Here is a 25,917-nt window from a genome sequence, read left to right on the forward strand (position 1 = left end):
AACAGGGTTTAATTTCTTCGGTTTTTGGAAGATTACTTCAAATAGAAAATAGCTATCTTTACACTCATTTATTATTTATTTCATGGAAGAAAATAAACATGTAACGATATATGATATTGCTAAAAAATTAAATTTGGCAACTTCAACAATTTCCAGGGCTTTACAGGACCATCATACGATTAGTGATAAAACAATAAAAAAAGTAAAAAAGACTGCAGAAGAAATGGGGTTTGTACCCAATACTTTAGCAGCTGGCTTACGCGGCAATAAAACCAAAACCATAGGCGTTTTAATTCCGACAGTTACCCAGCCTTTTTTATCTTCATTAATCAGCGGTATCGAAATTGCGGCTCAAAAAGCGGGTTATACCGTAATCATTATGCAGTCGCATGATTCTTCTGAAGAAGAAGTCAATATGGCTAAGTCTTTGTACAGCAATCGTGTAAGCGGTGTTATTTGTTCATTGGCTATGGAAACCAGGGATACTTCACATTTTTTGCAATTTTCGAACAATAATATTCCCTTAGTGTTTGTGGACAGGGTTCCAAAAGATTTTAATACTTTCAGGGTTATTATCGATAATTATTCTGCGGGTTATAAAGCGACCAAGCATCTCATAGAACAAGGCTGCCTCCGTATTGCGCATTTAACAGCAGGATCTGAATTTGGTAATTTATATAATGAAAGAAGAAGAGGTTACATTGAAGCTTTAAAAGATCATAATTTGCCTGTGGATGAAGAACTGATTGTGAATTTAAAATCAGTTACTTATGAAGAAGGAGTAATGGCAAGTAATAAATTGTTTGATTTAAATCCAATTCCCGATGGTATATTTGCGGCTGGGGATATTATTGCAGTAAGTGCTGTCCAGACGGCCAAAAAGAGGGGGATTAAAGTTCCGGAAGATATTGCTGTTATTGGCTTTAACAATGACCCTATTTCTCAAATTATTGATCCGCCTTTATCAACGATAACGCATCCTGCTGAAAAAATGGGCAAGGCAGCGGCTGATATTATTATTAAAAATCTAAAAAAAGCAAAGGGCGATGAGGTTAAGGAAATTACTTTTTTAAATACTGAGGTTTTGGCAAGGGAGTCTTCGGCTAGGAGGTAGTTATCGGGAATTTATTTTTGAGGAAATATTATTTTCAAACAATTCCAATGCTTTTCAGGTTCTTCAGAAATTATATGTGCAATATGTGTTGAATCAAAAATTTTTACTTTATTTCTTAACGCAAATTCTGTAGCAGGGGTTGTAAAGCCATTGTGGCTAAAAACTATTAAATGCACCGCATTATGTCGTATGGTTAAATAATCCAGCTCATCAAATCTTATAAATAACGAATCTCCTACAAGTTTTCTTATAACAGGTGTGTCGATTGAAGTTGTAAAATATTTGGTTTGAACCAATAAGTAAATTTTTTCATTAAATACTAAATTCGCAACATTATCTTTCAAATCGGAGAAGTAACTTCCTAAAATATCAATTCCTTTATCGCCTGATGATTTGGTTGATATACATTGAATACCTAAATCTTCAAGGAAAGCCTTACAAAATAATTCATAAGCTACACCTTTATTATATTGTAATTCAATTGAATTAATGAAAGAAATTACTTCACTATATTTAATATCAACCGCAGAATTATTGTGTTTTTTTTGAATGTAAAATCCATCAACTTCATCAAAAAGTTCAATTTTATTAAAATTGTTATTAATTAATAATGTTGATTGTAGAGTTCTTATAAGCTTCTCATAAGAGTTAGTATTTGGATCTCCTAATTCATCTAAAAGTAAATCTCGGTCTATTATTAATTGAGTACTGTGGTATATTTTTTCAACAATTAAATCATCAACACGCTTTTTACCATCCCATGATGTAGATATAATTATATTGATTATTGACTTAACTTCAAGAATAGTCATTATGAATTGATACTTTTAATCTGCTTTGAAGTTTTTTCCTCAATAGAATTTAATTTCGTAACTAAGTCAGTTGCCCAATCAGCCATATTTGGAAATGATGAAATTTGTTTTAAAATATCATCTAATATTTTATTCCACTGTTCTTTATCTGAAATATCAGTTTTTTTCATTTTAGACATCAAGGTGATTTCGTCATTCAAGATCTCATTCTTAATCTCATTAAATTCTTCGGAGGAAGATGTTTCTTTTACTATTTCAAAAATTATATCACGAAATTGTTTTGTATTTAAGCTATTTCGAAGAGCTTGCTTAATTAATGCAGGTATATCTTCTAAAATTTCAATATAATATTCTTCATCATTTTCAATAAATTCATTGGTTTCAGGATCTAAGCCTATAATTGAACGAATCTTTGAATTTTTATCAAAAGCCTCAAGATATCCCCAATTCTCCTCTGGGATAGGTTCTGAAACCTCTGAAATCTTATTGAATATTAGATACCTGACTATTGATTCCCTTACTTCTTTTACTCCAATACCTAATTCATTTGAAATCTGTTTATAAATCTCTGTTGGTCTACTAATATCCTTGATATCATTATAAAGAGCTAACAAGTGTTTAGCTTTAGAAATAGGACTCCATTCTTTTACAACTGTGACATTAGCAATACCTTGAGTGATTCTCACTTGTTTCCTAAAATCTTCTATGGATTCATTTTCTTCTTGTTCAGCTATGAGAACAGGAATTACTGTGTCTTTGGTATAGTCTTTAACAGCACCTGACTTTAAACATGCTAATCTCGTATTCCCTTCAATAGCAACATATTCAAAAGAACCTTCGTTTTTTAGGATGTCTGAATATTCATGTGTTTCAATTTTTTGAATAACTATTCTATTTACCCATTTGATATCTTCTTGTAAACTTCGTAATAATTCTTTAGAAGATTTAGATTCAAGCATTTCTTTTACAAGTTGACTTTGGGTAATGTTTTTTGCTTTAACGAAACGTGGATTAAATTGGTCAATCATTATTGCACTTAATGCAACGTCAACTGGTTTAAGTATCATAATAAAGGAATTTAAGAGTTGTAAATGTATAAAATGTTTTGCATAAACAATTACAAAAATTGGACAAGAACTTGCTGGTAAGAATTTTTTATTATGTTGTATTACTAGATTAAAACTAAAAGATAATTTTTCTTGTATAACTGAAACTTACAATTTTTTTATCTTATTAAAAATAACAATTATTTCAATTTAGAATCAATTTTAGAAATCTTAAAATTCTTAGATTTAATTATCCTTCCATTATCAGTAATCATCACCGAGCTGTAATCTGGAAATTTTTGAAGTAACAGCATACCTTCGTCTTTACCCAAAACCATTATAGAAGTGCTTAATCCATTTGCAGTTTCGGCATTGGGACCAAAAACAGTAACACTGCACAAACCAGTTGCCGGATATCCTGTTGCCGGATTGATGATGTGTGAATATCGTTTACCATTAAAAACTACATATTTTTCATAATTGCCTGATGTGGTTACAGCACCGTTATTCAAAGGAAAAACAGCCAAAATTTTTTCAGGTTTAAATGGGTTCGTAATTCCGATTTTCCAGTCTTCTCCGTTGGGTTGCTTTCCCCAGGTGCTCATGTCACCGGATCCGTTAATGATTCCGGCTTTTATGCCTTTATCGATCATCATGCTCCGGCATTTATCTGTTGCGTATCCCTCTCCCAAAGCACCAAAGCCAATTTTCATTCCTTTTAGTTTAAGGAAAATGGTTGAGTTTACACTGTCTAAAACAATATTTTTATAACCCACTTTCTCTACTGATTTTTTGATCGCTTCCGCCGAAGGCATTTCGGTCATGGATCCGTCAAATTTCCAAACACGGTCTAGGGCAGCAAAACTCACATCAAATGCTCCATTGGTTTTTTTAGATAACTCGATTGCTCTCTGCGTCAATTCAAAAACCTCCTGATCTACTTTTACGGGTTTGATTCCGGCATTTTGATTCACTTCTGAAACTTGTGAGTCCGGTTTCCAGTCTGAAATAAGGTTTTCAATGCGGCTGATTTCTGCTATAACTTCATTAATATTTTGTTCTGCTGTCAGAGAATCATGAGCGACAATGCTAATATCAAAACGGCCACCCATTAGCAAAGTCGTTCTTTTACGCAACACCTGCGAATTCCCCGAAATACTTAATGTAAGGATAAAAAGAAGCAATATTTTATAATGACATGATTTCATTTGATATAAAAATTATTAATAACAATCAGTTAATAATTGTCCGTTTTTCTTATAATCGTAAAGATTTTTAATGCTGTTCACTAAACATATTTCATTCAGAATTTCTTCAACGTCTTTTTGCATGGCTAGAGAACCGCAAATCATGATGAAGCCGCCTTGCTTTAATAAATCAACAAAAAAGGCTGCATCACGTTTTATTAAATCCATTACGTAAATATGTTCGGCTTCACGCGAAAGAGCCAGATGAAAATTCGTAAGTTTTTGTTTGCGAATCATTTCATCTGCAAACTTTTTATAACCTGAAACGGTTTCAGTTTCAATTCTGAAGCCAGAGTATAAAAGAGTTTCCGTTTTTTTCTTGTTTTGCTCGATCATTCCAAGAAAAGGAGCAATTCCGGTTCCGTTAGAGATCAGGGCTACTTTTGGAGCTTTGTCTGGAAAATGAAAAGCTTTATTGTTTATGATTCGGGCTTTGAGGGTATTTCCTATTTCAAGATTATTTAAAAATCCAGAACCTAATCCGTGAGGATGCAGTTTGACAACCAACTGAATGTTTCCCGAGTGATTTCCGATAGAGTAGAGGCGTTCGCGCGAATTATTGGCAGGATAAATAGCCAGTAGATCTCCTGAGCTGAATTTTGTGCGCATATTGGCACGTAAGGTTAAGATAAAAGTATGTTCGGTCTCAGAAATTTCAGTTTTGTCTAAAACCATTAGTTTTTGCAGTCCTTTGGGAACATGATTGTATAAAGATGGAGTAACAGCTAACGGAATTCCGGTTTTTTTGCTCCACAATTTTACCCAGTTTACAAACTCAACAGCCGATTTATCATTAACGGTCTGCAGTTCCAGAAAACGTTCTGCCCAGTTTTGGTTTTCTAAAAGCTGATCGATTTCGACTGCAAACTGGCAAAAATCAGGATAGGATTCTGAACCAAAGCCTACTACTGAAAAATTGATTTTTTGGTGTTGATGCTGCTTGTGCAAAAGCAATTTAAACTGCGTTCCGTTTGATGGGGCATCACCTAAACCGTGTGTTGAAGAAAATATAATAATATGCTCTGCTTTTGGATAAACAGAAAATTTGTTCAATTCCGATATAAAAGCTTTGTGTCCCTGATCGGTTAATTGCTTCAGAATTGCATTGGCAAACCTGAAAGTACTTCCGTTTTCAGAACCTACTAAAAGGACGATACTGCTTTCATTGGCTTTAAATTTATTTTTTATTCGGCTTGATCGTCGTTTTAAAGTAATTGCAAATCCCGAATAAATAAAGAAAAGGATATTGACACAGGCTAAAGCCAAAATGATAGCCCATACTGCATTTATTCTTCCTGTATGAAGATCAAGACTCAACGCAGATAACTGAACGGTATTAGGGAAGCGTTTTTCTGAAACAACAGCTCCCGTAATCTGATTTACTTCGATTTCACGGTCTTTTAATTCAATGATGTAATACTCCTCCGGATCATCCGTAAAAGGGAATTCTATTTTTTTTATATCAGAAAGAAAGGTATTTTTGAATATGGAAGTTTTTTTCGCTTCTTCTGATAGTTTCGTTTTTACTGGCTTTGCCTTTTCATCACCCATAAAAAAGTTGAATCTTTCAAGTGACAAATAGGTTCCCGTAAGTGCAATAATCAAAATCGGAATCAAAGCCAGTCGTCCTAAAACGACATGGTAGTACTGTGCAAAATATTCTTTAATGACTTTAGAAAAGAAATTTCGGATTCCGCGCTGTCTTTTTAAGACAAGTACGAAACCCGAAATTGATATAAGTAATAGGCAAAAAGAGATTACACCCACAAAAAAACGCCCTGTTTCATGGAAAAACAAAGAGCGGTGAAGGCTTGTAATCCATTGAATGAATTCACTTTTTTTCTCAGGTTTTCCTAATATTTTACTGGTTTTCGGATTAATATAAGCATTGATGTCATCTCCGTTCGCATCAATTGCCTGCAGGGTTACAAACTGATTATAATCGATATTAATTTCTGTAATTTCCGGGTACGCTTTTTTTAGCACTGGCAGTGTTTGCCCTAAAGTTATCTGGTTAAAATTGGCTGCTTTGTAAGGCAGTGTTTTTTCCTGGGCTGCATCAATCGCCAGAATAATTCCGGTTACCGAAGCCAAAATTAAAAAAACAGAAGAAAATAGCGCCAGGGAAAGGTGTGCGTAACGCCAGAAAGATAGAGTCATTGCGTGTTTAGAAAAGTAATTCGGATTATATTTTGTTCAGCCTTACGTATCTGATGTAACCTTTGCCCTCTGTTTTTGCTGCAAGTCCTTCAGTGGTAAGCGGGATTTCAAGATCGTTTACGTAATATTTCTGATCTTCAACGGCCGATTCAAAACGTAATTTATAACCTTTGTTGATTTTGGAATCTTCAATTTCTATAGAAGTAATGCTACGGTCTCCACCCGTAACAGAAGCACCGGTTTTGGCGCTTATATCTTCAGTTTTTTTAGTATGAAATTTGTTCCATTCTTTCAATGATTTATACCATTTTTTATCGTCACCCATTACATAAAGCGTTTTTTCATACTCTCCTTTGGCATTGATAAGCGAAACTACGATGTAAGCCCCTTCACCCATGTAGTTTGACATTTGAAGCATACATTTATATTTTGAGGCCTGTGCATTTATAGTAAAAGAAACAAAACATACAAGGGCGCCAGTAAGAGCAGTTTTAATAATAGATTTCATTTGAAATTGATTTGTTTTTTATTGGAAATTTGAAAAAATTGAAATTGTATTAGGTTACTTTAAAAATTCAACCGAAATATTACTTTTTGCAAGTGACTCATTTTCCTTTGCCAGGGCATAGGCACTTTCGTCAAATTCAGTGATAATTTCTTTTTTAGCACCAATAGACAAAAGATATTTCAGTATTGTATCATCTTTGGCAACCATTGCAGCTTTATGCAAAGCTGTTAAACCGTCTTTGTTTTTGGCATTGATGTCGATGTTTAAATCAGCTATTTTTTTCAGCAGGGCTAAATCATTTTTGATAACAGCTAAATGGTATAATGTATTTCCGTCTTTTTGAGGAGTGGCTAAATTTAATCCCTTATCCTGTAGTAATTTTGCCTTGGCTGCAAAAGGATCTTGTTTTGCATTAGCACCTTCCTGACCACGTCCCGTCATTTGCGGGCGATACGACTGAACCAGATAGACGCCTAAATTATTACCGTCTTTATCTTTTACATTTACATCTGCACCTTTGGCTAACAGCAAACTTACAGCTTCTGGAGTTCCATATTTTAATGCATTTGTCAAAGCAGATTCGCCTTTTAAATTTTGAAGGTTTACATTTTTTGCTATAGGAAGCAAAAGTTCCAAAGCCGAAGTTTCTCTTGCAGAAGCAGCAGCCATTAATGGCGTATTACCTTCTTTATCTGCTTTGTTCGGATCAACACCTTTACTTATGAAATAGTTGATAATTTCTGTCTGGTTTGGTTTACCTGCCAAAAGATGTAAAACATTTTGTCCTGATTTATTAAGAAGTGCAGTCGGCTTAATTTTTACTTCTTCAACCAGATATTTGTAAGTTTCGATTGTATTGGTCTCTCTTCGGCTTCCCTGTGCAGCTGTAAAAAGTGCATCATCATTTGGCTTAACCCCTTTTTCTAGAAGTTTTTTCAAAAGCGCAATATTTCCGGATCTGGCAGCATATGTGAAAGCTGTATTACCATCATTATCGACATCTTTTAAGGACATTCCTTTTGTAGCAAAATATTCAGCAGCTTTTAATTCTTTATCAGATGAAATAGCCAATAATAATAGGTTAGCACCATTTTGATATTTTTTCTTAGGGTCTATTCCAGCTTTAAAAAAAGCCTCATAAATTTCAGGATTGCTTTGGCCGCTGCTGGCTGCTGCCGTTACAGGGAATGCACCGTGGCTGTCTTCTAAGTTCACATCAGATCCTTTAGCAATCAGATATTTTACAATTTCAGCATTTCCTTTTCCTGAAGCCCAGTGAAGGTAAATTCGGTTATCATGTGTTGGCTTATTTATTTCATTCCCTGGCTGTTCCAATAAGAATTTTATAGTTTCTGTTGAAGCATCATTATTAATTGCCATTACAACCGCATCAAAAGCATTTGATGTTGAGGCAGAGGGGTTGTTTCCCTTTGCTATTTCTGCCCTTACAGCTTCAACATTGGGAGCTGTTTTCCAAAAAGATTGTTCTAATAATATGTTTTTTTGCTGGGCATTTACGAATGCCGAAGCTACTAAGGCTAAAGAAACAAAAAGGTTAGTTTTCATAAATTCTGTAGAATTCTTTATTAATAGATTTGAAGTATTTGATTCATTTATCACCAAAAGGTTTAAATCGAGTTGAAATTAAATTATTTAGAATAAATAAAAATAAGGCAAATATAAAAATAAATACTATAATAGCAATGTTTATTTTGGGTCATGAAAAGTTTTTTAAGTTAATTCTAATCACTCCAGATTTATACTTATTGATTTTATTTTTTCACTAAGCAAAAATTATATAAGCAATAACATAAATTTTATAATTTTTTGTAGTGTAAATTTTAGATTTTTGAGTTTAATTAAAATTTAAATACCAATTAAAAATGAAAAATACAAACTACATCATGAGTCTTTCGATGGCAGTATTGACATTAATCAGCTGCTCGAATGATGATAAAGCTTTGAGTGACCCGGGGACACCAACAAATCCTGTTGAAAATAATTCGCCCAACACATCCTATACACCTGCATTTGAAGGTCAAACCAGAATTGACGGGCTTCAGACTAATACAGAGTATGAAGCAAAAATTATCACTTCGGGGTTAACAAGTCCATGGGGTGTCAAAAGTCTTCCTGATGGCAGGCTTTTAGTTACTGAAAAAACAAAAGGGACTTTACGAATAGTGAAAGTGACCGGGGAAGTAAGTGCGGCAATTACAGGTTTACCGGCTGTAAATCCGTCAAATCAGGGAGGTTTATTAGGCTTATGTCTTGATCCTGATTTTGCATCCAACCGAATGATTTACTGGGTATTTGCTCAAGCAGGGACAGGAGGAAATAGAACTGCAGTTGCCAAGGGAAAATTATCAAATGATGAAAAAACAATCGAAGGGGCTACAGTAATTTATCGTGCAAATCCGGCAAATCCAAGTGATCTTCATTATGGCGGACGTATTCTTTTTGATAAAACCGGAAACCTTATCGTTAGTACAGGAGAGCGTTCTGTTTTAGAAACCAGACCATTGGCTCAGTCAGTTACGGCTGCTTTAGGAAAAGTAATCCGCATAACTAAAGACGGACAGCCAGCATCAGGTAATCCAAACTTTAATCAGGCAGGAGCTTTACCAGAATTGTATAGTATAGGACACAGAAATCCGCAGGGACTGGCACTTCATCCAGATACCGGTGAAATATGGCTGAGCGAGCATGGACCCCGAGGAGGTGATGAAATCAATCGTTTAAAGGCGGGTTCAAACTACGGATGGCCTGTTATTACTTACGGAATTGAGTATGGCGGACAAAAGATAGGTGAAGGAATTCAGAAAAAAGAAGGTATGGAACAGCCTGTTTATTACTGGGATCCTGTTGTGTCGCCTAGCGGAATGACATTTTATAAAGGTAATCGGGTGCCAGAATGGGAGAACAACTTATTTATAGGTGCATTAAGCGGTCAGCACATTATACGTCTTGCCATTAAAGACAATCGGGTTATTGGAGAAGAAAGACTTCTGGTTAGCGAAGGTCAGCGATTTAGAGATATTACCCAGGGAAATGACGGAGCTTTATATGCAGTAACTGATGGCGGAAGACTGTATAAAATCGATAAAAAATAAGCAATTTCAGTAATGCTTTAACTGAAAATAGCAATAGCCGGAAGACACAATCTTCCGGCTTTTTTTAGAACCTTATTAAGAAAAAAATAACAGAATGAAATTCAATTCTAATGTTATTTTAATGTTGGCCATAAAATTTCGTCCTAACTTGCGCCCCATTAAGAAAAGGAAAATGTTGAACAGAATTAAAAATAGTGTCTTTTGTAAATGCCTTCAGGCGTTGTTAATCGGCTATTTTTTAATCAGCAGCATCAATGTATCAAATAGTTTTGGAAGAATTATAGCTGATAATGCAGAAACTGGTACCGTGAAAGGTATGACTTGTAATTTTCTTAAGAAAATATTCAAATGTGACGGAATTCCAGAAGAACTGGATGACTACGAAACAAAAGAAACGAAGGCTACTAAAATTGCAAAAGGTGTTCCTTCATTAGATTATTTAATTCCATTGAATACCTCATTATTTGTATTGTATTTTCAAATTAGTTCAAACAGAAAAAATTATATTGATAACCATATATTCTCATTTGGTTTTCATGGTAAAATTCATTTACCACCTCCCCGGTTTATAGTATAAATACTTAATTTTGTATGTGTTAGGGTAATCTGGCATCTTTACTATGGTTTTTACCGTATGTTACATTTATTAATATTGTATTTATTATATAAATTCATGACACCATTAAAACGTTTTTACAATCTACTTCATCTTGACAAGCGCGATGTATATCAAATCATTTTTTATGCTGCTTTTGCCGGATTAGTCAACCTTTCACTGCCTTTAGGGATTCAGGCAATTATTAATTTTATCCAGAGCGGACAGCTAAGTGTTTCCTGGATTGTACTTGTAATTTTGGTTACAATTGGAGTTGGTTTCGGAGGAATCCTGACCATCTTACAGCTTCGAATAGTAGAAAACCTGCAGCAACGAATTTTTGTACGTTCTTCATTTGAGTTTGCGTACAAGATGCCTTTGATTAAATTTAAGGAAATGTATTCAGAATATGCCCCGGAAAAAGCCAATCGCTTTTTTGATACTTTAACGGTGCAAAAAGGAACTGCAAAGCTTTTACTGGATTTTTGTACTGCTTTTTTACAGGTTGGTCTCGGAATCATATTATTGGTTTTGTACCATTCTTTCTTTACCGTAATCGGTCTTTTGTTTATCGTAATTTTATATGTCATTTTTAAATTTTCATATAAAGACGGACTTGAAACGAGTCTTAACGAATCAAAATTTAAGTATAAAGTAGCGGCCTGGCTTCAGGAAATTGCACGTAATCGTGATAGTTTTCGTAAAAAAGGAGGTTTTGAGTATGCGCTGGAAAGAAACGATGGTTATGTAAGCAAGTACCTGAATTATCGTGAAAAGCATTTTCAGGTTATGAAAAAACAATACATTCAGCTGATTATTTTTAAAGTTATTGTTACGGCTGCCCTTTTGTCTATTGGTGGTTTCCTGGTAATTCACCATCAAATGAACATCGGGCAGTTTGTGGCAGCTGAAATTGTTATTGTTTTATTGATTAATTCGGTTGAGAAAATTATTTTCGGACTGGAATCTTTCTATGATGTACTGACATCATTAGAAAAAATTGGACAAGTAACCGATATGGAAACGTCTTGTATTCCGGAAACATCTGCAGTAACTGAAACAGGAATAAACATCGAAACTGAAAGTATAGGTTACAATTATCCGGAGCACAATAAAAAATCGCTTAAAAATATCAACCTGAAAATAAATCAGGGCGAAAAGATCATTTTAAGAGGAACAAACGGCGCCGGAAAAAGTACTTTATTGCGTTTATTGTCAGGTTTGCTTGAGCCGGAAAGCGGTGCGATGTATGTAACGGATAATTATATGAACCGTCTTAACGAGGATACTTACAGGGCACAGGCGGGAACTTATTTGCAGGGAGATACACTTTTTGCCGGAACCATCAGAGAAAATATTCTTTTCGGGAATGATACACTTAATAATGACGATCTTAAATGGGCTTTAGATAACGTAGGGCTTACGCCGGATATTAAAACATTCCCTAACGGGCTCGAACATCAGGTACATCCGGGAGGTAATGAACTTTCGGCTTCAGATATCCAGAAAATTCTTTTGGCACGAAGCATTGTTCATAAACCTAATATATTATTCCTTGAAGATCCGGTTGATAAAATGGACGAATTGACCTCAGGTAAAATTATCGATTTTTTACTTTCTGAACAAAATGAGTGGACGGTAATTGTAACTTCCAAAAATGATATCTGGAAGAACAAATGTAACCGTATGATAACGATCGATGACGGAAAAATAATTAACGACATAAAGCTTTAATCATGCTCAATATATCTAAAGATAATAACGTACTGATAACTCCGGGCAAATACCAGTCTATTACAAGCGTTGCCCGCAGACCACATTATAAAATCCTAAACAGGGTTATCGTAGGATTTTTGATTTTTCTGATTGCATGTCTTTTTCTGCCATGGACACAAAATATCTCCGGAAGTGGTTCTGTTACGACCTTAAAACCAGATCAAAGACCGCAAACGGTTCACAACGCCATTGCCGGAAGAATCGAAAAATGGTATGTGCAGGAAGGTGATTATGTGAAAAAAGGCGATACAATTGTTTTTATTTCTGAAGTAAAAGAAGACTATCTGGATCCAAATCTTGTTGGGAACACAAAACAGCAGGTAGATGCTAAGAAAATGGCGGTTGAATCCTATGGAGATAAGGTAAATTCACTTGATGTCCAGGCACAGTCGCTTAGTACTGAAAGGGAGTTAAAATTACAGCAGGCACAGAATAAAATAAAACAAGCCCAGCTGAAAATCAAGAGCGATAGTATGGATCTTGAAGCGATAAAAACGCAGTTAAGAATCGCTAAAACCCAATTTGACCGTTCGACAGCGCTTCATAAAGAAGGTTTAAAGCCACTTACAGATGTGGAGCAGAAAAGACTGAAACTTCAGGAATCTGAGGCATATATCGTTACACAGCAAAATAAGCTTTTGAGCAGTAAAAATGAATTAATTAATGCCAAAGTCGAAATAAACAGAATCACAGCTGAGTACACTGAGAAAATTTCAAAATCAAAAAGTGATAAGTTTACGGCTTTAAGTACGCAATACGATACTGAAGCCCAAGTAAACAAACTGGAAAACCAATATGTGAATTACAAGCTTAGAAATGGTTTGTACTACATTACAGCACCACAAAGCGGATATGTAAACCGTGCTTTACTGGCCGGTTTAGGAGAAACAATCAAAGAAGGGACACCAATTGTCAGCATTATGCCGGCAAGTTATGATATTGCGGTAGAAACCTATGTTGATCCTATCGATCTTCCGTTGGTGCACCGCGGCGCAAAAGTACGTGTGTGGTTTGACGGATGGCCGAGAATCGTATTTTCGGGCTGGCCTGGGTTATCTTATGGAACTTATGGCGGAAAAATTGTCGCAATCGAAAATTTTATCAGTTCTAATGGAAAATACAGGGTTCTGGTTTCACCTGACGGCCCTGATAATAAATGGCCAAAAGAATTGAGTATAGGGGCAGGTGCACAGAGTATTGCATTACTGGAAACCGTTTCAGTAGGGTACGAAATATGGCGTAATCTGAATGGTTTTCCTCCAAATTATTATAAAGCAGACGAAAAAGAGGCGAAGGATGACAAAGACAAAAAATAAATTGAGACATGCTGCAGCACTGTTTTCTTTCTTGTTTTTATTCGGCTTTCCTAATTTATACAGCCAGGATTTTAATAAAGAAGAACTGAGTTACAGCGAGTTTTTAGGATATGTAAAAAAATATCATCCGCTGGTAAAGCAGGCCAATCTTGAGATTAGCACAGCTCAGGCTGCATTGATGCTGGCTCGTGGGGGATTCGATCCTAAAATCGAAGTCGATTACAATAAAAAAGAATTTAAAGGGACAGAGTATTATTCGCTATTAAACAGCAGTTTTAAAATTCCAACCTGGTACGGAATCGAAATCAAAGCCGGTTTTGACCAGACAGACGGACAATACTATAATCCGCAGAACCGTACTCCTGAAGCCGGTCTGACTTCTTTAGGAATCAATGTTGCCTTAGGACAGGGGATGTTCATCAACCAAAGAATGGCAGATGTACGCGAAGGAAAACTGCAGGTAAAACTGAGTGATGCGCAGCGAAAACTAAGGGCAATCGAGGTTTTATACAAAGCCAGCGAAGCCTATTTTGAATGGAGGAAAAGTTATAATGAAGCTGAGTTATATAAACGATATCTTGGCTTTGCAAGCACGCGTTTTCAGGGTGTGAAAAAACTGATTGAACTTGGCGATGCGCCATCAATTGATAGTGTAGAAGCCGGAATTACTGTTAGAAACCGTGAATTAAACTTAGAAAACGGAAATTTAAAATTAGCGAAAGCAAAATTGTACCTGTCGAATTATTTATGGATCGAAAATGTACCTGTTGAACTGGATGATAGTGTTAAACCGGAAGAAAATTTAATTAAAACGCTTGAAGAAACGCTGAGAACAGATGCCATGATGGTTGATGTTGAAACGCTGGATTCTCATCCAAAAATACAGGCTCTGGAAACCAAAATGTCAATTCTTGAAGTTGGAAGACAGTTAAAAGCGAATTCATTGCTTCCAAAATTAAATGTGGGCTATAACTATATTTCTGAACCTTCCTACTTCAATTCTTTCAACGCCGATGATTATAAGTTCAATGTTGATTTTAGTATTCCGATTTTTTTGAGAAAGGAACGTGGAAGCCTGAAACTGGCAAAACTGAAAATTCAGGATTTAAAATATGATATAGATCAGCAGCGACTGGAACTTAAAAATAAAATTAAAGCACAGCAGACTGAAATTGCTTCTTTGAAAAGGCAGAAAGGTGTAATTGATAATCTGGTAAAAGATTACATGACAATGCTGAATTCGGAAGAAAAACTGTTTTCCTTCGGTGAAAGTTCTATATTTCTGATTAATTCCAGAGAAAATAATCTGGTGAGTGCCAAACTATCACAAATTAGCATTGAAAATCAGTTTTACATTTCAAATGCCGAATTGTTTAAAATACTTGCAAATCCTGATTGATATTTTTTTTCTTTTCCATGCCACTTATTTATTCAGGTAAAATAAGTGGTTTTTTATTTCATGACTATTTAGTTCAACAGTTCAGAAGTTGTTGTTCTAATGCAATGTTCGGTTCCCAGATAAAGCGGATTTCCATGTTTTTCTGACCAGAATCCTTCCAGTACATCTTTGGTGATACAGCGGTAAACGGCAACTCCTTTGTATGTTTTTTTATCTTCACCTTTATAACTGAAATTAATTACCAGGATATTATCTTTAAAAAAACCGGAACCTTTTTGTTCATGATTACCGATCATCCATTTGGCTTTAATCCGGTTGTTTTCATCAAGACAAAGTGTCAGTATGCCTTTGTAAGTCATTTCATCAGAACCGTCCTGATTGCTTCCGGAAACGGAATAACTGCCAATTAAATCTTGTATTATCATTACTTGTTTAGGTTATAAAAGAAATAGGCAAATATATTAAAAATAACATTTTGACTTCATTATAGCCATTCTCCCGAAGCATTATAATCATTTGGCAAATAAGTAAGATACTGAACCATTCTAGGTGTTTTCCCTTTGTTTGCTGTTGCGCAATGTGGTAAAGCGTTGTTCCATATTATAAAATCGCCTGCATTGCCTGCAACAGGTTTTGGTCGTAATGTTTCGACAGCTTTTTCCCGCGGATTTTCATCAGGACCAAGATCATCCAGCCATTGATTTATTTGATTGTGGAAACCCGGAACACAATGAAATGCACCATCATCAGGTCCGCAATCAGTTAGATAAAGCAGTCCCTGAAGCCCGAATGTGAGTGGTTTTTTTAAACTGGTATCCCAATGAAGCGGGCTTCCTAAAAAAGTAAACTGATCGTTTTCAGGCGGATTAAAGCTTACTTTGTCAATTGTTTTATAAATGTTGTTTGTTTTGTAAAGCTGCTCATAGGCTTTTTTTATTATAGGAGAAAATCGGTTTTTATTTAGGGTTTCGTGGTCAGAAAAATTAAGCATCAGTCCTTTCTGATCCTTATGTCTCACATACCAGGTTTCTTTTTTATCAGGATCCATTTGTAGATATTCCCAGATAGCTGTTTGTGTAGCTTCGCAGTCTTCTTTTGAAATAGCATTTTTTACCACTACATAACCATTTTTATCCCAGAACTGAAGATCTTCTTCAGTAAGTACATTTTCTGTTAAATCTCCTATTTCAGTCGTAATGTCCTTTTTTCTTCCATTAACCCAGGATTTGAAATCTTCAAAATCAGGCTTTTGGTTGTATAAAAATTGTAAAGTATCCTCCATGCTTATACCCAGCTGAAATAAAGTTTTAATTTCATTGTTCCAGGTGTAGTTATCCTTTTTTTCAATAGAAAAATGATTAGGATTTACTGAGCGTTTCCATAAATTTTCAAGAATGGTCCAGTGCATATGTGTTAGTTTTGAGGTTATTAAAAAATGAAATCCACTCAAAAATAATTATTTTGATTAAAAATACCTGTTTTTAATTCGATGTAATACAAATGCAAATTTTTTTTGAGAAATTTTTTAATAAAATGATATATCTGAAATTGTAGTTTTTTCTCTTTTTTATTGTAATTTTTTAAATTATTGATAATTTTAGTGCTCATTATGCTTTTTAATTTAATATAAACTAATCTTGAAGAATTTTTTTATAACATTGGTTTTATTAATGGGATTTTACGTACCAGTTTCTTCACAGGAAACTCAGGTAAAATTTCTTGATATTTCAGATGGTCTATCCAATAACTCGGTTGTGACCATATTTCAGGATACAGATGGCTATATGTGGTTTGGAACCTATGACGGACTAAACCGATATGACGGCTATAATTTTAAGGTATTCCGTAACCGGATCAATGACAAAAAGTCGCTGTTTTTTAATACGATTTATAACATTGAAGGAGATTCTAAAAATAATATTTGGATTGGCGGTGCAAATGGTGTCTGTGTTTACAATAAAACCAGTGCTGCGTTTCATCCTGTTAAACATATTTCACTAAATAAAAAGCCTGAAATTGTTAAAGATATAATTCATCAGGTAAAAACTATTTCTAAAAACAATGTTTTAGTTGCCTCGCAAAACTTAGGCTTACTTGTATTTGAAAACGGTTCTTTTGTCGGAAATAGTGTTCCGCTTCTGATGTCAGGAAACAGAAATGTACTTCATAATTATGATGCGGTAGCTATTCAAAATGATACAAAAAACAATCGGTGCTGGGTATATGTCAGGAATGTTGGGCTTTGTGTATATAACAATGATTCAAAACGGCTAAAAGTTATTTTTCCGTTTGCTGTAGAAGTAAAAACACTGGAACTGGCTTTAGATGGAAACCTTTGGTTTGGAACAGATGAGGGTCTTTTTCTATTTAACACAAAATCAGGGTCTTTTTCTGAGAATTATTTCTCCGGCAGATGTACAGTTTCTGACATTCTTATCGATAAGAAAAAAGAAATGTGGGTGACTACAGATGGGAATGGTATTTATAAAGTTACAGGAAAAGAAAAAAAAGCAGTTTTGTACAGTTCTGTAAAAGAAAACAAACTCTTAAAAAGTAATTCTGTCTGGAGCATTTACGAAGATAAAGCAGGAAATAAATGGATTGGCACTTTGCGTGGCGGAATCAGTATGCTCAGCAATTCGGCAGTGTATTTTAAAACAATCCGGTACAATGCCAATGATCCTGCAGAGAATTTTATATTATCATTCTGCGAAGACGAAAAAAACAATTTATGGGTTGGAACAGACGGTGCAGGACTGAAATACTGGGACCGCAGGACAAATACCTATATTAATTATGGAAATAAGCTTTCGAGTAAATTTATAACAGGTATTGTAAGGGATAATAACAACGAAATCTGGCTTTCTACATGGGCGGGCGGTGTAAACAGGATTAATCCGAAAAATAACACAGTAACACAGTTTCCATGTTACAATCCTGTTACGAAACAAGTAGAAAAAAATATTTGGTTTGTTTATAAAGATTCAAAATCTAATATTTGGGCAAGTGCAACAAACGAAGGTTCGTTGTATCTTTTTGACCGTGCTAAAAGCAGTTTTGTGCTTTTTGATAAATCAATAAATAACCTGCAGTGCATGACAGAAACGTCAGACGGCAAGCTCTGGGCCGGAAATTATTCTGTGCTGTATTCTATCGAAAAAGAAACCAGGAAAATCAATAAAGTGACCATTGGCAATCCTGTTCGCTGTATTCATGAAGACAAAGATAAAAACCTCTGGCTTGGCACGCAGGAGGGAGGTTTGCTGCTGTTTGACCGAAAAACGAATACGTTTAAAAGGCTTACTACAGATGACGGACTTCCTTCTAATACTATTTTGAGACTGCTTGAAGATAAGGAAGGGAATCTCTGGATGAGTACTTATAATGGTATTTGCAGGTTTGATAAGAAAAGAAAGACCTTTAGGAATTTCTCTGTAAATGACGGTCTTCAGAGTAATCAGTTTAGTTTTAATGCCGGGATTAAATTGTCTACCGGCGAATTTCTGTTTGGAGGTATAAATGGTTTCAACAGTTTTTTTCCCGGAGATATTAAAAGTTTCAGTCAGGAAAACCATCTGTTGCTAACAGACTTTTACGTAAATAATCAGCCTATTGAGGAAAGTAAAGCGGAGATTGACAGACACTCAGATAAAATAAAAGAAGTGAGTTTAGATTATGACCAAACCACTTTGTCACTGGAATTTGTCGCTTTAGATTTTAACAATGCAGATAAGATTAATTATGCTTATTTGTTAGATGGCTGGGATCAGCAATGGAATTATGTAGGACAGAACAGAAGAGCAAATTATTCCAGATTGCCTGAAGGAAGATATATTTTTAAAGTAAAAACGACGAATTTCAAAGGGGGCTGGAATAAAGAGGTCAGTTTGGTTTCTATCCAGGTTTTACCGCCATGGTACAGAACCTGGTGGGCTTATTCTTTGTATTTACTGGCTATTGTCGGAGGTCTTTTTGTGTATCTGGATTATCAGAAGAATAAAGAAAAATTAAAATACAAGGTTAAAATTGCAGAGCTTGAAAGCAAAAAAGAAAAAGAAATTGCCGAGAAACAGTCGTCGATGTTTACCTATATATCGCATGAATTCAGAACGCCGCTTTCGCTGATTATAAATCCATTGAAAAAAGCAGTTCAGAAAGAAAGTGTTCAAAACGGTTCTTCCGGAAGTGATTTGGCGATTGCACACCGAAACGCCCGCCGGCTTTTGAGTCTGGTCGATCAGCTTTTGCTTTTTAGAAAAGCTGAAAATGATGCAGATTCCCTTCGTTTATCTCCTATAAATGTCAATAATCTTTGTAATGAAGTATATCAGTGTTTTGTAAATCAGGCAAAAGATAAAAATATTGAGTACAATTTTACTATTCCGGATCATGAAGTTGTGATTATTGGGGATTATGAAAAAATTGAGATTTCATTGTTTAACCTGATGTCGAATGCTTTTAAATACACTTCAATTGGTGGAAAAATTGATCTTAAATTATCAGAAACAGATGATGAAGTTCACCTTGAAATTACCGATAACGGGGACGGAATCGATAAAAAAGATATTGAGGTGATTTTCGAAAAGTTCAAACAAATCAATTCGAAAGTTTCAATTGGAACCGGTTTTGGAATCGGGCTTTATATTGTGAAATATTTTACAGACAAACATAAAGGAACCGTAAGCTGTACCAGTGAACCAGGTAAAGGAAGTACATTTAAACTGACCTTTCTAAAAGGTGACAGGCATTTCGAAAATGCAGAGATTACCAATGATGTTCAGAAAAGAAGCCAGCTGTTTGATGAATTGATTATTGATGATTCCGGAGATAATACATCTGAAAATACACTTTCTGAAGCCGATTTGCAAAAAGTGATGCTTACAGAAAAACGAACTGTTTTAATTGTAGATGACAATACTGAAATCAGAAACTACTTAATCAAATTATTTGCTGAGAATTATATAGTGTATAGTGCTGAAAATGGTGAAGAAGGTTTAAAACTGACCAAAAAGCACATGCCGGATCTGGTTATTAGTGATATAACAATGGAAGAAATGGACGGCCTTGAGCTGTGCAGAAAAATAAAGGAAAGCAATGATTTGTCGCATATTCCGGTGATTCTGCTCACGGCTTCTAAAAACCCTGAAACACATTTGCAGGGAATAAACGATGGAGCTGATGACTACATTACAAAACCATTTGATGATGAAATACTTGTTGCCCGTGTTGAATCCTTATTGAAAAACCGAAGCAATCTGCGGACATATTTTTTAAACAGTATCACTTTAAAAGAGAATACTCAAAAAGTACCGGTTGAATACCAGGAAATTTTGAAAAAATGTATTGATATTGTCGAAGCCAACATTCATAAAAAAGATTTTACGATTAAAACCTTTGCACTTGAAATGGGTATGAGCCACAGAACGCTTTATACTAAAATCAAAATCATTTCCGGACAGACTTTAAATGCTTTTATCCGTTCGTTAAGAATCCGAAGAGCTGCCATGCTCATGCTTACCGAAGATATTAATATTGCACAGGCAAGTGCCGAAGTTGGTTTTGAAGATCCTAAATACTTCAGGCAGCAATTTGTGAAGTTATTCGGAATGACGCCATCTGAATATATTAAGAAGTATAAAAGTTCTTTTAATTCTGATTTGAATATCATTAAATAATTGCCTTTCTCATAAGGCTTACTTAATTTTAAAACAGTTCTCCATATCTACTACTGAAAGCAGGATTGGAATGTAACCTTCAAAATTCTTATCATGAACCAACTAAAACGAGTAAATAGCTTTGATTTATAAGCAGCAAATCCAGTTTGTTAGAATATTCATAAAAGCACTTGGTAATTGTGTTATATGTAAAAAAAAGATTCTATTTTTTCGTACTTCTTAGTTTTTAGGTCTAAATAATCGCTTGTTGCGAATTTGACCTCCTTTTTTTTCCATTTTGCCCCTTATGAAAAGTGGGAATTACATATTTCTTTGCAGGTAATAGTAGCATTTTAAGTTGTGTTACCGTTTATGTTGTAAGTGTTAGTTTTTGAGATAAGTTTTTGATCTGTTTAAAGAATTGAGCGTTCTTTAAAATAATATGAAGAGAGTGGTTTTCTCGTATTTACTTATCTGCCCGCAGTAATATGCTGCGGGTTTTAATACAAAAGTTAGATACCTGTATTGGTCTTATAAATAATAATAACTGACTATTAACCAAACCAAAAATAAATATGAAATAATCCATCAGTAAGTTACACTCCTGTTTGCCCCAAAAAAAACAGAGATAAGAATAACCTACATCAACAATAATACCTTTAAGAATAAAAAAAACAACTAACCTAACCTTAAAATGAAAGAAATGAAAAAAAATGTATTTTTATTTTTTCTTGCTTTTTTTGCCCTTCTGTTTACAGGATGTCAAAATAATGAAGCTGATTTTCCAAGTTCTGACGACCCTACGATAGTGGTTGCAACAACAGAAATTTATGGTGCCCCAACCAGAAAATTTGAAATAAAGGCCGCTTTGGCAGATGACCTGGGACTAAAAAGTGTACAAATTCAAATACCTGAATTGTCACTTGATAAAGTTATTACGTTTGCAACAGAGCCTTTGCTTAAAACCTACGACTTAAGTTATTTTTTTGAGGTTCCTGCTGACAGAGGTACTTCTGAGACTTTTAAAATCAAATTAACGATTACAGATGTTTCCGGTAATACTGTTAATAAGGAAATTGACCTGCGCCTGGACGGAGAATTTGCTGCTCCGGCAATAAGTATGATATCTCCAAAAGAAGGTGCCGTTATTTTATTATCGACAAGTAATATCATGCCGGTAAATTTTGTTGTGAATGATGATTCAGGTATCGATTACGTTCAGATTAAATGTGACGCTCTTCATATCGACGAAATAATTAAGTTAGAAGGTTCACCGCAAACTTATACATTCAGCAAAGAATATGTTTTACCTGTTACTGCAGCAAATTATGTATTGACAATTACCGCTTTAGATAAGTTTAAAATTCCTAATAGTGGAAGCTTAAACATCAATATTGTGGCTACTAATGAATATCCTGCTCTTTATCTTTGCGATCAGCCAAAAGGGACTAATCTTGTAAGTGATGCTGTTGGTGTTCCGATGTATTTCCACGAGAAAAGCGGACAGGATTTTGAATTTAAATATTATGCCGACAAAGACAATAAAGAAATTTATTTCTTAGGACAGGAATCTGACTTTGGTCCACACTGTTTTGGATTGGATGGCTCAGGAAACATTATTGATGATGTTGCTTCAGCACCAATTATTTTACCTACAAAAGGATATTATGTAATAAAAGTAAATCCAAACACATTAAAATATACTGCAACTAAATATACACCAACAAGTAAGGTATGGGCTGATATTGCCAACGGATTATGGCATGATGTTGAGGCGCAAAGAAGACCTTTCGTTAGTGTTTGCGGAGGCGGAATTCAGGGTGCAACCTGGGATACGTGGGATGCCTGGGTTCAGAAAGGGCTACACTTAGCAAATAATCCAAACAATCCATACCAGTTAGTAGGAGAATATACATTGACAGGAACTATGGAAGCTACTTTTACAGGTCAATGGTGGAACCCTTCATGGAGACTTATCAAAAATGGTATTGCAACAATGTCACCGGGTGAAAACGGTAATGCAAAATATCCTGCAGCTCCGGGTGTTTATAAAGTAGTTCTGGATACTGAATTAGAAAGAGCCTTTATAACAAAAAAATAATTTGTTATCTCATTAATAAATAAAATAGCTAAATATGAAATTTAAATATATATGGTTTTTTATTGCCCTGCTATGCAGTACAGCATCGTTTGCGCAAATAACAATCAAAGGAACTGTAAAGGATAAAGCCAATGTGCCAATTCCGGGTGTGAATGTAATGGTCAAAGGGACTTCTAACTCAACAGCAACAGATTTTGATGGGAAATACTCCATTTCTGTTCCTAATGCAAATACTCAGATTGAATTTTCTTTCATCGGTTTTGCAACTAAACTCATTCCTGTTGGAGATAAAACTACTCTGGATGTTACGTTAGAAGAATCTAGTCAGGTGTTGGATGAGATTGTAGTAGTAGGATATGCTTCTGTAAAAAAGAGCGATGTAACCAGTTCTATTTCTTCAGTAAAAGGAAAAGAACTGCAGACAATGACAGTTGGTAACGTAACTGAATCTTTACAGGGTAAAGTAGCCGGTGTTCAGATTACGGGACAAGGAGGTCCGGGAGCACAGCCAAGGGTATTGATTCGTGGTATTTCTACTCTTAATCTGGGTACAGATCCGCTTTATGTAGTCGATGGTATTCCAATGGGAACCAGTATCAACTTTTTAAGTAATAATGAAATTGAGTCCATGGAGGTTTTAAAAGATGCTTCTGCAAGTGCTATTTACGGTTCGAGAGCGTCTAACGGGGTTATTCTTATTACTACGAAAAAAGGTAAATCAGGAAAAACAAGGTTTACTTTTGACCTTAGTTCGGGTATGCAGATGATGGAAAATCCATATGATATGGCTGATGCAGAAGGCTATGCTAATATTATGAATACGGCTTATAATAATTCTGGCTATTCAGATTATTTACCAAATGCTTCTCAGTACAGAGGAAAAACAACAGACTGGTGGGGTGCAGGAATCAGAAAAAGTTCTCCTGTAACGAATGCTTCTCTAGGAGCTTCGGGAGGTTCAGACAAGCACACGTATGCTGTTAGTTTAAATTATTACAATTCAGAATCGATGTATGAAATAGGAGGATGGGAAAGAATCACGATGAGAATCAATAATGATTTTAAATTCTCCGATAAATTCTCCGCAGGAGTTACTTTAAATCCACGTTATGAAACATGGGGAGGTCCTGGAAACTGGGCAGATTTTGTTAAAATTGATCCTATTACGCCAATTTACAAACCGGCAGACCAGTTAACCGGATTAGAAAATGAATATAGTATTTATGCACGTTCTCCTTCGTATGTATGGAATCCGGTTGCTGCTGTAAAAAGATATGATGATTATACAGACCAATATAACTTAAATACAAACGGATATTTGCAATATACGCCAATAAAAGGTCTTGTGATCCGTACTCAGGCTTCTATCGAAGTAGGTAATAAAGTACAAAGTATATTTAGACCAGATTTCATCATTGATGCTGCTCACGAAAAAGCAGAAATTAATAGCGTTGAGAGAAGAGCGACTACAAATCATGACTGGACATGGCAGAGTACGGCAACATATTCAAGAACATTTGCTGAGAAACACAATGCTTCACTCATGATTGGTAGTACGATGGAAGAGTATAATGGTAATGATGTCTGGGGATATGGAGAAGGTATTCCTAACAATTCAGAATCGATGAGAGAAGTAAATGCCGCGACTAAAAACCGTAATAGTAAAGGCAACAGCTGGTCTAGTTCTATAATGTCATATATATCCCGTTTTTCTTATAACTATGACAGTAAATATTATTTTACAGGTACTTTCAGACGTGATGGATCTTCTAAGTTTATGGCTAATAATAAATGGGCGAATTTCCCTTCTGCTTCTGCATCATGGAGAATTTCGAATGAAGGTTTTATGGAAAATACTAAAGAAGTTATAAGCGATCTTAGATTGAGAGCAGGTTGGGGTAAAGTAGGTAATCAGGGGCTTCCGGCTTCAGTTTATCAGTCTAATATTGGAAGAGGTTATTATGTAATTGGAGGTGAAATGGTAGATACTTCTTACCCATCTTCTATGGCAAACAAAGATATCAAATGGGAAACCGTTGAAGATATCAATTTTGGAATTGACTTTAGTTTGTGGCAAAATAAATTTTCAGGTTCATTAGAATACTATCAGAAGCAAACAAACGATATGTTGTTCAAAAAACAATTTCCAACATACAGTGGTTTTCCGGGATATGCAACAATCTGGACAAACGTAGGTTCTATGCAGTCAAGCGGTATAGATTTATTGCTTTCGTATAAAAATAAAAAAGGAGATTTCTCCTATGGTGTAGATCTGACTTTTACAACAGTAAATGTAGAAATGGTTTCTTTGTCAGCTGAAGGGGAAAGACTTTACGGAGCAGGAAACAGAACTTTGACGGTTAAAGGCGATGAACCTGGTTATTTTTACGGGTATGTTGCAGACGGATTATTTCAGAATCAAACCGAATTGAATGCTCACACAGATGAACACGGAACTAAATTACAGCCTTATGCAAAAGCGGGTGATATTCGCTTCAAAGATTTGAATGGAGACGGAAAAATAGATGAAAAAGACAGAACTAAAATTGGTTCACCTTGGGCAGATTACAATGTGGGTCTGAATCTGAATTTTGCTTACAAGCAATTTGATCTGGTAGCTAATTTTTATTCAAGCATCGGAAATGATATCGTAAACCAAAACATCTCAGATTTGTATAACGGTGCAAGTTTAACAAATAAGGTAGCCGGATTAGATCAGATGGCATGGCATGGGGAGGGAACTTCTAATTATATCCCTCGTTTATCTAAAGATGACAATAACGAAAACTTTACTAAGTTCTCTTCTTTCTATGTAGAAGACGGTTCGTTTGTTCGTATGAAGAACCTTCAGTTAGGATATACGTTCCAGAATAAATTTGGCTTAGACAAATTGAGAATATCATTGTCAGGACAGAATTTATGGACATGGACAAAATATACAGGTGTTGATCCTGAAGTTGCAGGAGGAGATCCTGACAAAGATGACAGAGTTAAAGGGTCAGGTTTTGGAGGATGGAACTATCCGGTTCAGCCAACCATTTTGATGGGTCTTAATGTAGCATTTTAATAATAGAAA

At 35.1% G+C, this 25,917-nt stretch carries 17 protein-coding genes; 9 read left to right on the top strand and 8 right to left on the bottom strand.

From position 1 onward, the window contains the following. Positions 1-82 precede the first annotated feature (82 nt). Entirely contained in the window at positions 83-1,114 is a 1,032-nt protein-coding gene (locus tag K8B81_RS08530) for a LacI family DNA-binding transcriptional regulator (protein WP_223680849.1), read from the top strand. A gap of 11 nt (positions 1,115-1,125) precedes the next feature. On the opposite strand, the gene K8B81_RS08535 is transcribed toward K8B81_RS08530, so the two are convergent. The 6 genes from K8B81_RS08535 to K8B81_RS08560 all read right to left on the bottom strand — a co-directional run bounded on the left by K8B81_RS08535 (position 1,126) and on the right by K8B81_RS08560 (position 8,453). Beyond that, complete coding sequence (locus K8B81_RS08535) at positions 1,126-1,926, bottom strand: restriction endonuclease (RefSeq protein WP_223680851.1); 801 nt, start codon at positions 1,924-1,926, stop codon at positions 1,126-1,128. After that, positions 1,926-2,993: a magnesium transporter CorA family protein gene (locus K8B81_RS08540; protein WP_223680853.1), complete on the bottom strand. Its 1,068-nt coding sequence runs from the start codon at positions 2,991-2,993 to the stop codon at positions 1,926-1,928. Before K8B81_RS08540 ends, K8B81_RS08535 begins: the two co-directional genes overlap by 1 nt. A 179-nt stretch (positions 2,994-3,172) precedes the next feature. Next, positions 3,173-4,180, bottom strand: coding sequence for an FAD:protein FMN transferase (locus tag K8B81_RS08545; RefSeq protein WP_223680855.1), 1,008 nt, complete (start codon positions 4,178-4,180; stop codon positions 3,173-3,175). 15 nt (positions 4,181-4,195) lie between these two features. After that, on the bottom strand, positions 4,196-6,379 hold the full coding sequence (locus K8B81_RS08550) for a PepSY domain-containing protein (protein WP_223680857.1): 2,184 nt from the start codon (positions 6,377-6,379) through the stop codon (positions 4,196-4,198). Between the two features lie 25 nt (positions 6,380-6,404). Beyond that, positions 6,405-6,887: a DUF2271 domain-containing protein gene (locus tag K8B81_RS08555; protein WP_025571382.1), complete on the bottom strand. Its 483-nt coding sequence runs from the start codon at positions 6,885-6,887 to the stop codon at positions 6,405-6,407. A 54-nt stretch (positions 6,888-6,941) separates the two neighbouring features. Beyond that, positions 6,942-8,453, bottom strand: coding sequence for an ankyrin repeat domain-containing protein (locus K8B81_RS08560; protein ID WP_223680858.1), 1,512 nt, complete (start codon positions 8,451-8,453; stop codon positions 6,942-6,944). A 317-nt stretch (positions 8,454-8,770) separates the two neighbouring features. Here K8B81_RS08560 and K8B81_RS08565 point away from each other — a divergent pair, with 317 nt between their 5' ends. The 5 genes from K8B81_RS08565 to K8B81_RS08585 all read left to right on the top strand — a co-directional run bounded on the left by K8B81_RS08565 (position 8,771) and on the right by K8B81_RS08585 (position 15,086). Further along, on the top strand, positions 8,771-10,000 hold the full coding sequence (locus tag K8B81_RS08565; protein WP_223680860.1) for a PQQ-dependent sugar dehydrogenase: 1,230 nt from the start codon (positions 8,771-8,773) through the stop codon (positions 9,998-10,000). A gap of 94 nt (positions 10,001-10,094) precedes the next feature. Next, the gene (locus K8B81_RS08570) at positions 10,095-10,577 is read left to right on the top strand and encodes a hypothetical protein (protein WP_223680862.1); all 483 of its coding nucleotides are present in this window, start codon (positions 10,095-10,097) and stop codon (positions 10,575-10,577) included. 96 nt (positions 10,578-10,673) lie between these two features. Continuing rightward, positions 10,674-12,329, top strand: coding sequence for a peptidase domain-containing ABC transporter (locus K8B81_RS08575; protein ID WP_025572396.1), 1,656 nt, complete (start codon positions 10,674-10,676; stop codon positions 12,327-12,329). A gap of 2 nt (positions 12,330-12,331) precedes the next feature. Beyond that, entirely contained in the window at positions 12,332-13,687 is a 1,356-nt protein-coding gene (locus K8B81_RS08580; RefSeq protein ID WP_223680864.1) for an HlyD family secretion protein, read from the top strand. Continuing rightward, complete coding sequence (locus K8B81_RS08585) at positions 13,668-15,086, top strand: TolC family protein (protein ID WP_223680866.1); 1,419 nt, start codon at positions 13,668-13,670, stop codon at positions 15,084-15,086. The genes K8B81_RS08580 and K8B81_RS08585 overlap by 20 nt, the downstream gene beginning before the upstream one ends. A 68-nt stretch (positions 15,087-15,154) precedes the next feature. Here the strand turns inward: K8B81_RS08585 and K8B81_RS08590 are convergent, their stop codons facing one another. Together K8B81_RS08590 and K8B81_RS08595 are read right to left on the bottom strand one after the other, a co-directional pair. Beyond that, complete coding sequence (locus K8B81_RS08590; RefSeq protein ID WP_223680869.1) at positions 15,155-15,511, bottom strand: hypothetical protein; 357 nt, start codon at positions 15,509-15,511, stop codon at positions 15,155-15,157. Between the two features lie 59 nt (positions 15,512-15,570). Continuing rightward, the gene (locus K8B81_RS08595; protein ID WP_223680871.1) at positions 15,571-16,494 is read right to left on the bottom strand and encodes a phytanoyl-CoA dioxygenase family protein; all 924 of its coding nucleotides are present in this window, start codon (positions 16,492-16,494) and stop codon (positions 15,571-15,573) included. Between the two features lie 229 nt (positions 16,495-16,723). On the opposite strand from K8B81_RS08595, the gene K8B81_RS08600 reads away from it, so the two are divergent. The 3 genes from K8B81_RS08600 (at position 16,724) to K8B81_RS08610 (ending at position 25,908) form a co-directional block, all read left to right on the top strand. Beyond that, the gene (locus tag K8B81_RS08600) at positions 16,724-20,761 is read left to right on the top strand and encodes a two-component regulator propeller domain-containing protein (RefSeq protein WP_223680873.1); all 4,038 of its coding nucleotides are present in this window, start codon (positions 16,724-16,726) and stop codon (positions 20,759-20,761) included. 682 nt (positions 20,762-21,443) lie between these two features. After that, a complete protein-coding gene (locus tag K8B81_RS08605) occupies positions 21,444-22,841 on the top strand; it encodes a cadherin repeat domain-containing protein (RefSeq protein WP_223680875.1) in 1,398 nt (465 codons plus the stop codon). Between the two features lie 34 nt (positions 22,842-22,875). Continuing rightward, positions 22,876-25,908, top strand: a complete 3,033-nt coding sequence (locus K8B81_RS08610) for a SusC/RagA family TonB-linked outer membrane protein (protein ID WP_223680877.1) — start codon at positions 22,876-22,878, stop codon at positions 25,906-25,908. Positions 25,909-25,917 lie beyond the last annotated feature (9 nt).

The organism is Flavobacterium hibisci, from assembly GCF_020026925.1.
Lineage (GTDB): Bacteria > Bacteroidota > Bacteroidia > Flavobacteriales > Flavobacteriaceae > Flavobacterium > Flavobacterium hibisci.